This window comes from Cellulomonas fimi (genome assembly GCF_028527925.1).
In the GTDB taxonomy this organism is placed as follows: domain Bacteria; phylum Actinomycetota; class Actinomycetes; order Actinomycetales; family Cellulomonadaceae; genus Cellulomonas; species Cellulomonas fimi_C.
The window spans coordinates 45,635-59,073 of record NZ_JAPESW010000010.1; the positions used below are offsets into that span (position 1 = coordinate 45,635).

Annotated in this window: 12 protein-coding genes; 7 read left to right on the forward strand and 5 right to left on the reverse strand. The window is 74.8% G+C overall.

Annotated features, from left to right (window positions below; translation table 11 throughout):
* Window positions 1-7: 7 nt before the first annotated feature.
* The gene (locus tag OMK64_RS06970; RefSeq protein ID WP_272727357.1) at window positions 8-619 is read right to left on the reverse strand and encodes a class I SAM-dependent methyltransferase; all 612 of its coding nucleotides are present in this window, start codon (window positions 617-619) and stop codon (window positions 8-10) included.
* Between the two features lie 110 nt (window positions 620-729).
* Here OMK64_RS06970 and hflX point away from each other — a divergent pair, with 110 nt between their 5' ends.
* From hflX to OMK64_RS06985, 3 genes are all read left to right on the forward strand, one after another.
* Window positions 730-2,250, forward strand: coding sequence for a GTPase HflX (hflX, locus tag OMK64_RS06975; RefSeq protein ID WP_272727358.1), 1,521 nt, complete (start codon window positions 730-732; stop codon window positions 2,248-2,250).
* 35 nt (window positions 2,251-2,285) lie between these two features.
* Window positions 2,286-4,415: an ATP-dependent DNA helicase gene (locus tag OMK64_RS06980; RefSeq protein ID WP_272727359.1), complete on the forward strand. Its 2,130-nt coding sequence runs from the start codon at window positions 2,286-2,288 to the stop codon at window positions 4,413-4,415.
* 104 nt (window positions 4,416-4,519) lie between these two features.
* Window positions 4,520-5,521: an L-lactate dehydrogenase gene (locus OMK64_RS06985; protein WP_272727360.1), complete on the forward strand. Its 1,002-nt coding sequence runs from the start codon at window positions 4,520-4,522 to the stop codon at window positions 5,519-5,521.
* 128 nt (window positions 5,522-5,649) lie between these two features.
* Here OMK64_RS06985 and OMK64_RS06990 read toward each other — a convergent pair whose 3' ends face one another.
* Both OMK64_RS06990 and lexA read right to left on the reverse strand, forming a co-directional pair.
* Window positions 5,650-5,925 carry a DUF7218 family protein gene (locus OMK64_RS06990; protein ID WP_272727361.1) on the reverse strand — a complete coding sequence of 92 codons (276 nt, stop codon included), beginning with the start codon at window positions 5,923-5,925 and terminating at the stop codon, window positions 5,650-5,652.
* A gap of 201 nt (window positions 5,926-6,126) precedes the next feature.
* Window positions 6,127-6,846 (reverse strand): transcriptional repressor LexA, encoded by a 720-nt coding sequence (gene lexA, locus OMK64_RS06995; protein ID WP_272727403.1) that lies wholly within the window; start codon window positions 6,844-6,846, stop codon window positions 6,127-6,129.
* A 305-nt stretch (window positions 6,847-7,151) separates the two neighbouring features.
* Here lexA and OMK64_RS07000 point away from each other — a divergent pair, with 305 nt between their 5' ends.
* The 3 genes from OMK64_RS07000 to OMK64_RS07010 all read left to right on the forward strand — a co-directional run bounded on the left by OMK64_RS07000 (window position 7,152) and on the right by OMK64_RS07010 (window position 10,676).
* The gene (locus tag OMK64_RS07000; protein ID WP_272727362.1) at window positions 7,152-7,625 is read left to right on the forward strand and encodes a LysM peptidoglycan-binding domain-containing protein; all 474 of its coding nucleotides are present in this window, start codon (window positions 7,152-7,154) and stop codon (window positions 7,623-7,625) included.
* A gap of 325 nt (window positions 7,626-7,950) precedes the next feature.
* Window positions 7,951-8,478 carry a transcriptional regulator NrdR gene (gene nrdR, locus OMK64_RS07005; protein ID WP_272727363.1) on the forward strand — a complete coding sequence of 176 codons (528 nt, stop codon included), beginning with the start codon at window positions 7,951-7,953 and terminating at the stop codon, window positions 8,476-8,478.
* Between the two features lie 170 nt (window positions 8,479-8,648).
* Window positions 8,649-10,676 (forward strand): S9 family peptidase, encoded by a 2,028-nt coding sequence (locus OMK64_RS07010; RefSeq protein WP_272727364.1) that lies wholly within the window; start codon window positions 8,649-8,651, stop codon window positions 10,674-10,676.
* A 45-nt stretch (window positions 10,677-10,721) separates the two neighbouring features.
* Here the strand turns inward: OMK64_RS07010 and OMK64_RS07015 are convergent, their stop codons facing one another.
* Window positions 10,722-11,744 carry an aldo/keto reductase gene (locus OMK64_RS07015; RefSeq protein ID WP_272727365.1) on the reverse strand — a complete coding sequence of 341 codons (1,023 nt, stop codon included), beginning with the start codon at window positions 11,742-11,744 and terminating at the stop codon, window positions 10,722-10,724.
* A 181-nt stretch (window positions 11,745-11,925) separates the two neighbouring features.
* Between OMK64_RS07015 and OMK64_RS07020 the strand changes: the two genes are divergently transcribed.
* On the forward strand, window positions 11,926-12,123 hold the full coding sequence (locus OMK64_RS07020; RefSeq protein ID WP_168679370.1) for a DUF5302 domain-containing protein: 198 nt from the start codon (window positions 11,926-11,928) through the stop codon (window positions 12,121-12,123).
* 93 nt (window positions 12,124-12,216) lie between these two features.
* Here the strand turns inward: OMK64_RS07020 and serA are convergent, their stop codons facing one another.
* On the reverse strand, window positions 12,217-13,416 hold the full coding sequence (gene serA, locus OMK64_RS07025; RefSeq protein WP_272727366.1) for a phosphoglycerate dehydrogenase: 1,200 nt from the start codon (window positions 13,414-13,416) through the stop codon (window positions 12,217-12,219).
* Window positions 13,417-13,439 lie beyond the last annotated feature (23 nt).

The window sequence follows — 13,439 nt, forward strand, 5'->3', positions numbered from 1 at the left end:
GTCCGCCTCAGGAGTCCCGCACGACGAGGACCCGGAAGCCCTTCGCGCTCGCGGCCCGCTCGACCACGACCCCGTCACCGAGCGTCGCGGCGAGCCAGCGCTGCAACGAGTCGGCACCGAGGTTCTTCCCGACGACGAGGTGGGCGTCGCCGCCCGCGGCACGCCGTGGCAGCCAGCGCAGCAGGAGCTCGTGCAGCGCGTCCTTGCCGACGCGGATCGGCGGGTTGGACCGGATCGTCGCGAACCGCACGTCGTCGGGGACGTCGTCGGGCAGGGCCGCCACGACGTTGCCGAGGCCGAGCGTCGCGGCGTTGCGCCGGACCAGGTCGAGCGCCCGCTCGTTGACGTCGACGGCCCACACGCGCGCGTCGGGCGACTCGAGCGCGAGCGACAGCGCGACGGGACCCCAGCCGCAGCCGAGGTCGAGCAGGTCGCCGGTCGCCGGCGGTGGCGGGGCCGCCCGCAGCAGGACCTGCGTGCCGTGGTCGACGTGGTCGGGGGAGAAGACGCCGCCCGCCGTCTGCACCTGCACCGGTCGCCCGGCGAGCTCGACGGTCAGCGTGCGCAGGTCCGCCGGGGACGCGGGCTGCGCGGTGAAGTAGTGCTCCTGCCCGCTCACGGGGCGACCCTACCGGGCAGCGCTCGGCCCGCAGCGAAATGGATCGCACGCCGGGGAAGCGCGTGCGACCCTGGAAGAGCAGCCGACGAAGCCGATCCGAGAGGAACCGCGTGAACGACCCGCAGCACACCACCCACGAGACCGAGGCGTACGAGCCTCGCTCCGTGCAGGACGTCGCCGATGACGTCGTCGCGCGTGTGCTCGCCCGGGCCGGCACCGCGCTGCAGGACGGCGGCACCGTCCACTCCACGTACGACGGGGACCAGCTCGACCTCGAGGAGCGCACGTCGCTGCGCCGGGTCGCGGCCCTGTCCACCGAGCTCGAGGACGTCACCGAGGTCGAGTACCGCCAGCTCCGCCTGGAGAAGGTCGTGCTCGTCGGCGTCTGGGGCACGGGCACCGCGGAGGACGCCGAGGTCTCGCTGCGCGAGCTCGCGGCCCTCGCCGAGACAGCCGGGTCGCAGGTCCTCGACGGCGTGATCCAGCGTCGCCGCACACCCGACCCGGGCACGTACCTCGGGTCGGGCAAGGCCGCCGAGCTCGCGATGCTCGTCGCGTCGGTCGGCGCGGACACCGTCGTCGTCGACGGGGAGCTCGCCCCGTCCCAGCGGCGCGCGCTCGAGGACATCGTGCGGGTCAAGGTCGTCGACCGGACCGCGCTGATCCTCGACATCTTCGCCCAGCACGCCAAGTCCCGGGAGGGCAAGGCGCAGGTCGAGCTCGCGCAGCTCGAGTACCTGCTCCCGCGCCTGCGCGGGTGGGGCGAGTCGATGTCCCGGCAGGCCGGTGGCCAGGTCGGCGGCGCCGGCGCGGGCATGGGCTCGCGTGGTCCCGGTGAGACGAAGATCGAGCTCGACCGCCGGCGGATCCGCAACCGGATGGCCAAGCTGCGCCGCGAGATCGCCGCGATGGAGCCGGCGCGCCTCACCAAGCGCGCGTCGCGCCGCAAGAACGCGATCCCGTCGGTCGCCATCGCCGGGTACACGAACGCGGGCAAGTCGTCGCTGCTCAACCGGCTGACCAACGCCGGCGTCCTCGTCGAGAACGCGCTGTTCGCGACGCTGGACCCGACGGTCCGGCGCGCCGAGACCACCGACGGCCGCGTCTACACGCTGGCCGACACCGTCGGGTTCGTGCGGGCGCTCCCGCACCAGCTCGTCGAGGCGTTCCGGTCGACGCTCGAGGAGGTCGCCGACGCGGACCTCATCCTGCACGTCGTCGACGCGTCCCACCCGGACCCGGAGGGGCAGATCGCGGCCGTGCGGCACGTGTTCGCCGACATCCCGGGCGCCATGGACGTGCCGGAGATCGTCGTCCTCAACAAGGCGGACCGCGCGTCCGACGAGGCGATCACCCGGCTCCGGTCGCGCGAGGTGCACTCGGTCGTCGTCTCGGCCCACACGGGCGAGGGGATCGCGGAGCTCCAGGCGCTCATCGCCGACCAGCTCCCGCGGCCCGGTGTGGCCGTCGACGTCGTGGTCCCGTACGACCGTGGCGACCTGGTCAGCCGGGTGCACGAGCACGGTGACATCGACCACGAGGAGCACACGGCGCAGGGCACCGCGCTGCGCGCCCGCGTCGACTCGCAGCTCGCGTCCGAGCTCAACGCCGCGGCGGTCCGGACCGCCTGACCGGAGCCGTGGGTGACCGCGACTACGCTGTCGCGGTGCCCGATGCGGAACCGACGGTCGACGACCTCCTGGACCTCGCCGTCGGCGCCCTCGGCGGCGCCCGCCGCGACGGTCAGCACACGATGGCGCAGGCCGTCGCACGGTCGCTCGAGACGGGCGAGCACCTGCTCGTGCAGGCGGGGACCGGCACCGGCAAGTCGCTCGGGTACCTCGTCCCCGCCGTCCGGCACGCGGTCCTCGCGGACGAGCACGTCGTCGTCTCGACCGCGACGCTCGCGCTGCAGCGGCAGGTCGTCACGCGCGACCTGCCGCTCGTCGCGGACGCGCTCGCGCCGCGGCTCCCGCGCAAGCCGCACATCGCGCTCCTCAAGGGCTGGCACAACTACCTCTGCGTGCACAAGGTCGCGGGCGGCTACCCGGAGGACGAGCCGGGCACGCTGTTCGACCTCGGCGACCACGCGGGCGCCGCCGACCACCCTGCACCCGCCGGCGCCGGGCGGCGCGACGGCAGCGAGTCGCTCGGCGAGCAGGTCCTGCGGCTGCGCGAGTGGGCCGAGGAGACCGACACGGGCGACCGCGACGACCTCGTCCCGGGCGTGACCGACCGCGCGTGGCGGCAGGTGTCCGTGACGTCGCTCGAGTGCCTCGGAACGCGCTGCCCGATGATCGAGGAGTGCTTCCCCGAGCGCGCACGCGCGTCGGCGCGGGAGGCCGACGTCGTCGTGACGAACCACGCGATGCTCGGGATCGCCGCGTCGGGCTCGCCCGGGGTCCTGCCGGAGCACGACGTGCTCGTCGTCGACGAGGCCCACGAGCTCACGGACCGCGTGACCGCGCAGGCGACGTCGGACCTGTCGTTCGCGACGGTCGACCATGCCGCGCGTCTCGCACGGCGGCACGGGGGAGTGCCGACGACCGACCTCGACGCGGCCGCGCAGGCGCTCGCGGCGGTGCTCGTCGAGCTCCCCGAGGGACGGTTCCCCGACGGCCTGCCCGACGCCGCACGCGACGCGGTCGCCGCGGTCCGCGACGCGTCGCGCACGCTGCTGAGCGCGCTCAAGCCCGACTCGACGGCCGGCCGGCCGGCGGCCCCCGACGGCGGGCTCAAGATGGCGGCGTCGGCGATGCTCGCGCTCTTCGAGGTGGCCGACCGCATGGCCGCCGACCCGGAGGACAACCGGCACACCGTGCTGTGGTGCGCGCGCGGCGAGGACCGGCGCGGGGGCGTCCTGACACGCCTGCACGCCGCGCCGCTCGCCGTGAACGGGCTGATCCGCACCAACCTGCTGGCGGGGCGCACGGGCGTGCTGACGTCGGCGACGCTGTCGCTCGGCGGCTCCTTCGACCCGGTCGCGCGCTCCGTGGGCCTCGAGGTGCGGCCCGACGCCGAGCCGGTGGGGCCGTCGCGGCTGCCGGGTTCGCCCGGGGACGACGACGCCGCGGCGACGCCGGCGGACGACGGAACGCGCACCGCTGTCGACGAGGCGGGTCCGCTCACGTGGCACGGCCTCGACGTCGGCAGCCCGTTCGACTACGCCCGGCAGGGGATCCTGTACGTCGCGCGCCGCCTCCCGCCGCCGGGCCGCGAGCCCGCGACCGACGCGCAGCTCGACGAGATCGAGGCGCTCGTGCGCGCCGCGGGCGGTCGCACGCTGGGGCTGTTCTCGTCGCGCCGGGCCGCCACCGCGGCCGCGCTCGCGATGCGCGAGCGTCTCGACGTGCCCGTGCTGCTGCAGGGCGACGACCAGCTCCCGACGCTCGTGGCGCAGTTCGCGGCCGACGAGCCCACCTGCCTCTTCGGGACCCTGTCGCTGTGGCAGGGCGTCGACGTGCCGGGCCCGGCGTGCCGCCTCGTCCTCATCGACCGGATCCCGTTCCCGCGCCCGGACGACCCCGTGCGCTCGGCCCGGACCGAGGCGGTCGCGGCCGCCGGCGGCAACGGCTTCATGTCGGTGTCGGCGACGCACGCCGCGCTCCTGCTCGCCCAGGGCGCCGGACGGCTCGTGCGGACCACGGAGGACCGCGGCGTCGTGGCGGTCCTCGACCCGCGGCTCGTCACGGCCCGCTACGGCGAGTTCCTCGCGCGGTCGCTGCCGGGCTTCTGGCGGACGACCGAACGCGACGTGGCCGTGTCCGCCCTGCGCCGCCTCACCGGGTCGGACTAGCCTCGGAACTGCGCCGACGTGCGGTGCCGGGGGTTCGACCGGCACCGACGCGCACCCCGACCGACCCGGGCCCGGGCGGTCGCACGACGACGCCGGAGAGACCGATGACCGAGACCCCTGACCTCGACGACGCCGTGACGCCGCACGTCCCGCGTCGCCGCACGTCCAAGCTGGCGATCGTGGGGGCGGGTGCCGTCGGCTCGACGATGGCGTACGCCGCGCTCATGCGCGGCGCGGCCCGGACCGTCGCGCTCTACGACATCAACAAGGCCAAGGTGCAGGCCGAGGCCCTCGACCTGGGCCACGGCATCCAGTTCATGCCGATGGCACAGGTCGTGGGGTCCGACGACATCGCCGTGTGCGCCGACGCCGACGTCGTGATGTTCACCGCGGGCGCGAAGCAGAAGCCCGGGCAGACGCGCCTCGACCTGGCCGAGGCGACGATCTCGCTGGTCCGCAAGGTGCTCCCGGCGGTCGTGGAGGTCGCGCCCGACGCGACCTACGTCATGGTCACCAACCCGGTCGACGTCGTGACGTACGCGTCGCTGCGGATCTCCGGCCTCCCGCCGTCGCGCCTGTTCGGCTCCGGCACCGTGCTCGACTCGTCGCGGCTGCGCTACCTCATCGCGCGCGAGACCGGTGTCGCGGTGCAGAACGTGCACGCCTACGTCGCCGGCGAGCACGGCGACAGCGAGCTGCCGCTGTGGAGCTCCGCGAGCATCGGGGCGGTGCCGCTGCTGGAGTGGAACGGGCTCGGCGGTCGGGGCGGCGCGCTCACGTCGGAGGTGCGCGAGCGGATCGCGCGCGAGGTCGTCGACTCCGCGTACCAGATCATCGAGGGCAAGGGCGCCACCAACTACGCCGTCGCGCTCGCCGGCTCCCGGATCATCGAGGCCGTCCTCAACGACGAGTCGCGCATCCTGCCGGTCTCGTCGCTGCTCGACGACTACTACGGCATCTCGGACGTGTGCCTCTCCGTGCCCGCCGTCGTCGGCGCGAAGGGCGTCGAGGACCGGCTCGCCGTGCCGATGTCCGCCGACGAGCTCGCCGGCCTGCGCCGCTCCGCCGAGGCCGTCAAGGACGTCGCGCGCCAGTTCGGCTTCTGACCTGCGGACGCTGACCCGCGACCACCTCACGGCGTCGCGGCGCGCAGCGGGCGCGCGGACGCCGTGAGGTGGTGACGCGACGGGTTGCGCGGGCGCCCGCCCGCGCAACCCCCCGGGTCCGGTGACCGTCAGTGCGAGCGCAGCGCGCGGATGAGCTCCGCCTTGCGCATGCGCGACCGTCCCTCGATGCCGACGTCTGCCGCCTTCTTGCGCAGGTCGTCGACGGTCCAGTCGTCGTAGTCGCCCGACCTGCCGCCCTTGCGTCCGACGGAGGACCGTGACGAGCCGGCGGCGGCGTTGGCGATGCGCGCCGACTTCTCCTTGCTGTTGCCCTCGTCGCGCAGCCGCTCGTAGAGCTTCGCGTCCTTCACGCTGGGTCCGGGGTCCCGCATGCGTCCGGGCATCGTTCCTCCTCGGTCGAGGCCGGGGGCGTCGTCCTCACCCCGGACCAGCGTCGCCCGCACCTCGCGGAGTCGCACGCGCAGCGGCGCGGAGCCGAGGCGCCCGCGCGCTCCGACTCGTCGCGCCGGCGACCTCGCGGCCGCGCTCCGGGCCTGACCGCTCCGGCGGTCGGCGGGTGTGCGCCCTTCGGTGGGCCGTCGGCGTCAGAGGCTGCGCAGGACGGAGACCACCCGGCCGAGGATGGTCGCCTCGTCGCCGACGATGGGCGCGTAGGCGGTGTTGTGCGGCATGAGCCACACGTGCCCGTCCGCGCGGCGCAGGGTCTTGACGGTCGCCTCGCCGTCGATCATCGCGGCGACGATCTCGCCGTTCTCGGCGACCGGCTGCCGGCGCACGACGACCCAGTCGCCGTCGCAGATGGCCGCGTCGATCATCGAGTCGCCCGCGACGCGGAGCAGGAAGAGCTCACCGTCGCCCACGAGCTGGCGGGGCAGCGGGAAGACGTCCTCCACGACCTGCTCGGCGAGGATCGGCCCGCCGGCGGCGATGCGACCGACCACCGGCACGTACGAGGGGCTCGGGACCCGCTCGTCCTCCGTGCCTACCGGGGCCGAGAACGGCGTGCGGGTGCCGTCGGGCGCGGTCCACGTCGACACGCCCCGGGAGTCGTCCGGGTGGACGACCTCGATCGCGCGCGGGCGGTTCGGGTCGCGCCGCAGGTAGCCCTTGCGCTCGAGCGCGGTGAGCTGGTGCTTGACGCTGGACGGGCTCGTGAGGCCGACCGCCTCGCCGATCTCGCGCATGCTCGGCGGGTACCCGCGCGACTCCACCGACGCGCGGATGGTGTCGAGGACGAGCCGCTGTCGTGCGGTGAGGCCGTCCGGGCCGTCCGGCCCGTCGGGGAGGGCGTGGACGCTCGCCACCCGGTCCCGTGTGCCGGTCGTGGTGTCCCCGCTCGTGCTCACTGCAGCCCTCCTGACGTCGTCGGCCGGTCGCCGCCTGCTCGGTGCGGACGTGCGCACCCCTGCTGACGTGCCGCGGGACTGCCGGTCGGGGGCGATGTCAGTGGTCGGTGGTGCGCTTGTCCTGCGCGGCCAGCCTAGGGAGTGCGAGCAGCGAGATCAAACATCTGTTCGATCTTCTCTGGACGCGTGTCGCACCCTGGTGGTAGACATCGTACAGACGTTCGACGAACAGGCGTTCGAACACGACGGAGCGGAGAGACGACATGAGCGCTGCGGTGCTGTCGCCGGCGCGGCCGGGAGCGGTGCGTCCGGACCTGCGGGTCGTGCGGTCGTCGGCGGTCCCGGTGTCGCGCGGTGCGCGGCGCGGCGAGCCCGCCGTCGCCCGCGGGCGAGACGGGTCGGGCTCCGCGCGCGACGACCGGCTCGTCGCGGGATCCCGTCCTGCGCCCCTCGTGCTGACCGCGCGCGGTCGCCTGGTCGTCGTGGTGCTGGGCCTCCTGCTCGCGATCGGGGTCTCGGCGATCGCGGCGAAGGCGACGGCCGACGGTCCGTCGAGCTCGGCGGTCGAGGTCACGCGGCACGTCGTCCTCGAGGGCGAGACGATGTGGGGCCTGGCTGCCCAGGTCGCGAGCCCGGGTGAGGACGTCCGGGACGTCGTGCTCGAGCTCGTCCGTCTCAACGACCTGCCGAGCGCAGGCCTCATGGCGGGCCAGGAGATCCTGCTGCCCCGCTCGTGAGCCGGGCCGTGCCCGTGGGGAAGGCGGGCACCGCGGTGCCGGGCACCGTCGCGCGACACGGCATCGCGCGGACCGAGGTAGGTCGGTCCGAGGCCCGGGACGCGAGCGTCCCGACGGAGGCGGCCGCGAGCAGCGGCCGCCTCCGTGCGTGGTCCGGGCACGCACCCGGAGTGGGCGGGCGACGTACCTCGCGCCGAGCGACGCGGTCGGACGAGTGGTGGAGAGCATGTGCCTTGCGACGCCGTGGGGCGGTGTCCTAGCGTCGCCGGGACGAGGACGAGCGGGGCAGGCGCCTCGCTGCCCCTGACAGCGAGGAGACATCGCGGTGCACTGCCCGTTCTGCCGACACCCGGACTCCCGCGTCGTCGACTCCCGCACGTCGGACGACGGCGCGTCGATCCGTCGCCGGCGCCAGTGCCCGCAGTGCAACCGCCGGTTCACGACGGTCGAGACCGCGAGCCTCTCCGTGGTCAAGCGCTCCGGCGTCACCGAGCCGTTCAGCCGCGAGAAGATCGCGAACGGCGTCCGCAAGGCCTGCCAGGGACGCCCCGTGAGCGAGGACGACCTCGCACTGCTCGCGCAGCGCGTCGAGGAGACGCTGCGGGCGTCCGGCTCGGCGGAGATCGACGCCTACGAGATCGGGCTCGCGATCCTGGGACCGCTGCGCGAGCTCGACGAGGTGGCCTACCTCCGGTTCGCGAGCGTGTACCAGGCGTTCGACTCGCTCGAGGACTTCGAGGCGGCCATCACGGTGCTGCGCGCGGACCGCGAGGGGCGGGTCGGCGACGACGACCGGGGCGCCGACGCGATCGCCTCCGGTGCGGACCCGGCCACGCCGGCCCCGACCGCCTGAGCTCACGTCCCGTCCGCGCGATGCGCGCGCTGCCTCGCCCGATCCGGAGGGCCGGCGGTTGCCCCCCGACGGTCGCCCCGGTCGACGCGGTCCGCAGCCGACGCGGTCCGGCGTCGGGTCGCACGCCGCACGCGAGCGAGGCACCGCTGCTCGTCACGTAGGTTCGTCCGGTGACGCCTGACGACCTCCCCCTGCTCTCCGTCCCCTCCGCTCCCGCCGTGCTGCCCGACGGGTCCGCCGCGATCGTCGCGGTGACGCACCCCGACCTCGAGACCGACGAGTACGCGGGCCAGCTCTGGCTCGTCCCGCTCGGCTCGGAGGCGGCGCCGGGGCGGCTGACGCGAGGGCACCGCGACACGTCGCCCGACGTGTCGCCCGACGGCCGCTGGGTGGCGTTCTGCCGTGCGGAGCCGAAGGGCAGGCCCCAGCTGTACGTCGTCGAGGCGACGGGCGGCGAGCCCGTGCGCCTGACGGACGCGCCGCTGGGGGTGTCCGCACCCCGGTTCTCGCCGGACGGCCGCCGCGTCGCGTACCTCGCGCGCGTCCCCGAGGACGGCCGCTACGTGGCGGGTGGCGACCCCGCGGCAGAGCCCGCCCGCCACATCACGTCGTTCCGGTACCGCGGCGACGGCGTCGGGTTCGAACGGGACAAGCGTCAGCACGTCTTCGTCGTCGACGTGCCGTTCACCGCCGACGTGCCGGCGCAGCTCGACGCGACGTCGCAGGTCCCGGACGCCACGGCCCTCACGCGCGGTGACGCGGAGGTGCGCGGGGCGCGGTGGCTCCCGTCGGGCGACGCGCTGGTCGCGGTCGTGGCACGGCATGCCGCGCGCGAGGAGGACCTGCGGCGGGACGCGGTTCTGGTGCCGGCGGGTTCGTCGGCGACGGACGTCCTCGACCTCGTGCCCGTGACGGACGCGGACCGGGGGAGCGCGCTGGCTGTCGAGGTCGCCGTACCGTCGACGGACGGCGCGTCGGTGTGGCTCCTCGCGTCCGACCTCGGTGACTCCGGCCGCGACTTCGTCGCCGCCCACCTCGGGCTGTTCCGCGTCGGTCTGCCGGTCGCCGGGGAGGCGCCGACGGCTCCGACCCGCCTGACCGACGCCGACTCCGTCGACCTCGACCTCGGCGTGCTCGCGGAGTCGCCCGACGGTCCGCTCGTGGGCGTCCAGCACCGCGGTGCAGTGCACCTCGCCCGCGTCGGGGCGGACGGCTCGCTGGTCACGCTCCTCGGAGGGCGGCACGTGGTGTCGGGTGCGGCCGTCGCCGCGGGAGCCCCGTCGTCCGCGGTCGTCACGGCGGCAAGCCCCACGTCGGCGGGGGACGTCCTGACCGTCCCGCTCGGCGAGGAAGGCGCCGTCACGTCGCGCACGGACCTGTCGTCGCGCCTGCGGGCGACCGGGCTGCGCGAGCCGCGCGAGCTGGAGACGTCCGCCCCGGACGGCTACCCGGTGCACGGCTGGGTCGTCACGCCGGACCCGGAGCGGCACGGTACGGGCCCGTACCCGACGATCCTCATGATCCACGGCGGGCCGCACGCGCAGTACACGCACGCGGTGTTCGACGAGGTGCAGGTGCTCGCCGCCGCGGGGTGGGCGGTCGTGCTGGGCAACCCGCGCGGCTCGTCGGGCTACGGGCGCGCGCACGGGCGGGCGATCCACCGCGCGTTCGGGACCGTCGACACGGACGACGTGCTCGCGCTCCTCGAGGCGGCGTCGGCGCTGCCCGAGATCGACGGGGAGCGTGTCGGCGTCATGGGCGGGTCCTACGGCGGCTACCTGACGGCGTGGCTGACCACGCGGACCGACCGGTTCGCGGCGGCCATCGTCGAGCGCGGGTTCCTCGACCCGGTGAGCTTCGTCGGGTCGAGCGACATCGGGTGGTTCTTCGGGCTCGAGTACCTGGGCGACGCCGGCGACGACGACGGAGCGCGTGCGGTCGCCGCGCAGTCGCCGATGGCGCACGTGGGCGAGGTCCGGACGCCGACGCTCGTGATCCACTCGGAGCAGGACTGGCGGTGCCCGGTCGAGCAGGGTCAGCGGTGGTTCGTCGAGCTGCGCCGCCGCGGCGTCGAGGCGGAGCTCCTGCTGTTCCCGGGCGAGGGGCACGAGCTCACGCGGTCGGGACGCCCGCGCCACCGCCAGCAGCGGTTCGAGCACGTGCTCGCGTGGTGGTCCCGGCACCTGCCGGCGTCCTGAGCGTCCCTGAGCGTCCCTGAGCGTCCCTGAGCGCCCGGGGCGGCGTCAGCGGTCGCTCGACCGCGGCCCCCACAGGTTGATGCCCGCGTCCACGGCGTGCGCGTCCACCGCGGCGATCTCGTCGTCGTCGAGCGGGGCCGCGGTCGCGGCGGCGAGGTTGTCGTCGAGCTGCTCGACGGTCCGGGCGCCCACGAGGACGGACGTGACGCGGGGGTCGCGCAGGACCCAGGCGAGCGCGAGCTGCGGCAGCGTCCGACCACCGGCGCGTGCGACGCCGTCGAGCGCCCGGACGTGGTCGAGCACCTCGTCGGTGAGCCACTCGGGGCGGAGCGGACCGCCCCGGGCGGCCCTCGAGTCGGGGGGCACGCCGTCGAGGTACCGGGACGTGAGCATGCCCTGAGCGAGCGGGGAGAACGCGACGACGGCCATGCCGGCGTCGGCGGCGACGTCGAGCAGCGACCGCCCGTCGGTCCCGGGCGTCTCGACCCACCGGTTGAGGATCGAGTAGGCGGGCTGGTGCACCGCGAGGCGCACGCCGAGGCGCTCGGCGACCGCGAGCGCCTCGGTCGTGCGGTCGGCGGAGTACGACGAGATGCCGACGTGCACCGCCTTGCCGGCGCGCACCGCGGCGGCGAGCGCACCGATCGTCTCCTCGAGCGGCGTCGCGGGGTCGTAGCGGTGGCTGTAGAACACGTCGACGGCGTCCACGCCGAGCCGGCGGAGCGACTCGTCGAGCGACGCCCGGAGGTACTTCGCCGACCCGTGCTCGCCGTAGGGGCCGGGCCACGCGCGGTAGCCGGCCTTCGTCGTGACGACGAGCTCGTCGCGGTGACCGCGCAGGTCGGTCGCGAGCAGGCGCCCGACGGTCTCCTCCGCGGCGAACGGCGGCGGGCCGTAGTTGTTCGCGAGGTCGAGGTGGACGACCCCGCGGTCGACGGCGTGCAGGACCACCTCGCGCTGCTGCGCGAACGGGCGCGCGTCGCCGAAGTTCTGCCAGAGCCCGAGCGAGACGACCGGCAACGACAGGCCGCCGACGCGCCGGTGCGGCAAGGGCGGGGGAGCGCTCACGGCCCGACCGTACCCCGGGCGGGCGAGGGCCAGGCGCAGCACCTCGCTCGTCCTGGACCTCCTCGACGCTCGCGCAGGTCGGTGCGGAAACGGGTGGCGCTGCCGGGCCCCGTCCGCGAGGCTGGACCGACGCGCCCCCCGCGGGTGCGCCGACGGACCGAGAACGACCGAGGAGACGCCGATGAGCAACGACAGCGCGAAGCCGGCAGCGGAGGCGGTGAGCGAGGACGCCAAGGCGAAGTTCCGGGAGGCGCTCGACCGCAAGAAGGCGGCGCAGCACCGGACGGCCGCGGGCTCCACGAACACCGGACAGGTCCACGGGTCGGAGACGACGGGACCGGCCCAGCGCCGCTTCCAGCGCAAGTCCGGCTCGTCCTGAGCCTCAGCTCCCGCACGACGTAGGGCCCCGTCGACGACCGACGGGGCCCTTCGTCGTGCAGGGGGTCGGCCGCGAGGCCCGCCCGCCGGCGCGTCAGGACAGCAGGCGCAGGCGCACGCTCTCGGGTCGCGACGACAGCGCGTCGACGACGGCCTGGTCGACCGCCGAGCCGGCGTCGGTGACCACGTAGCCGAGGTCGCCGCGCGTCGCGAGGAGCTGGCCCTCGATGTTGACGCCGTGCTCGGCGAGCGTGGCGTTCACCGCGGCGAGGACCCCCGGCACGTTGCGGTGCAGGTAGGCGAGCCGGTGCACGCCCGGGGGCTGGTCGAGCGCGAGGTTCGGGACGTTGACGCTGAGCGTCGTCGAGCCCGTCGACAGGTAGTCGCGCACCTTGTTCGACACGAACTGCCCGATCGCCTCCTGCGCCTCCTCGGTCGAGCCGCCCGTGTGCGGCGTGAGGATGACGTTGGGCAGGCCGCGCAGCTCGGAGTCGAACGGGTCGCCCTTGCGCTTGGGCTCGACCGGGAAGACGTCCACGGCGGCACCGCTCACGTGGCCCGACACGATCGCGTCGCGCAGCGCGGAGTAGTCGACGACGAAACCGCGCGAGAGGTTGAGGAACACCGAGCCGGGGCGCATGCGCGCGAACTGCTTGGCGCCGAACAGGCCCGCGTTGCCGCTGCGGCCGTCGACGTGCAGCGTCACGATGTCGGCAGCCTCGAGGAGCTCGTCGAGCGTGTCCATCCGGCGCGCGTTGCCGAGCGCGAGCTTCTCGGCGGTGTCGTAGAAGACGACGGACATGCCGAGGTTCTCGGCGAGCACCGACAGCTGGGTGCCGATGTTGCCGTAGCCGATGATGCCGAGCGTGCGGCCGCGGACCTCGTGCGCGCCGGTCGCGGACTTGTTCCACACGCCGTCGTGCATGGCCTTGTCGAACTCGGTGAGGCGGCGGGTCAGCGCGATGATCTCGGAGATCGCGATCTCGACGACCGAGCGCGTGTTCGAGAACGGCGCGTTGAACGTCGCGACGCCGCGCGACGCGGCCGCGGCGAGGTCGATCTGGTTGGTCCCGATGCAGTACGCGCCGATGGCGACGAGGTCTGACGCCTGCTCGAGCACCGCGGACGTGACGTGCGTCTTGGAGCGGATGCCGAGGAGCTGGACCCCCTCCAGGGCCTCGACGAGCTCGTGCTCGTCGAGCGCACCCGTGCGGGTGGTCACGTCGTAGCCGGCGGACTCGAGGATCGAGCGCGCCTGCGGGTGGAGGTTCTCGAGCAGCAGGGCCTTGGGCACGCCCCTATGGTGCGCCCGGTCCG

Excerpts from the sequence above, each read along its gene's own strand:
- OMK64_RS07000 (WP_272727362.1), top strand. The coding sequence starts at position 7,152 with ATGAGCGCTGCGGTGCTGTCGCCGGCGCGGCCGGGAGCGGTGCGTCCG.
- OMK64_RS07020 (WP_168679370.1), top strand. The coding sequence starts at position 11,926 with ATGAGCAACGACAGCGCGAAGCCGGCAGCGGAGGCGGTGAGCGAGGAC.
- OMK64_RS06985 (WP_272727360.1), top strand. The coding sequence starts at position 4,520 with ATGACCGAGACCCCTGACCTCGACGACGCCGTGACGCCGCACGTCCCG.
- OMK64_RS06990 (WP_272727361.1), bottom strand. The coding sequence starts at position 5,925 with ATGCCCGGACGCATGCGGGACCCCGGACCCAGCGTGAAGGACGCGAAG.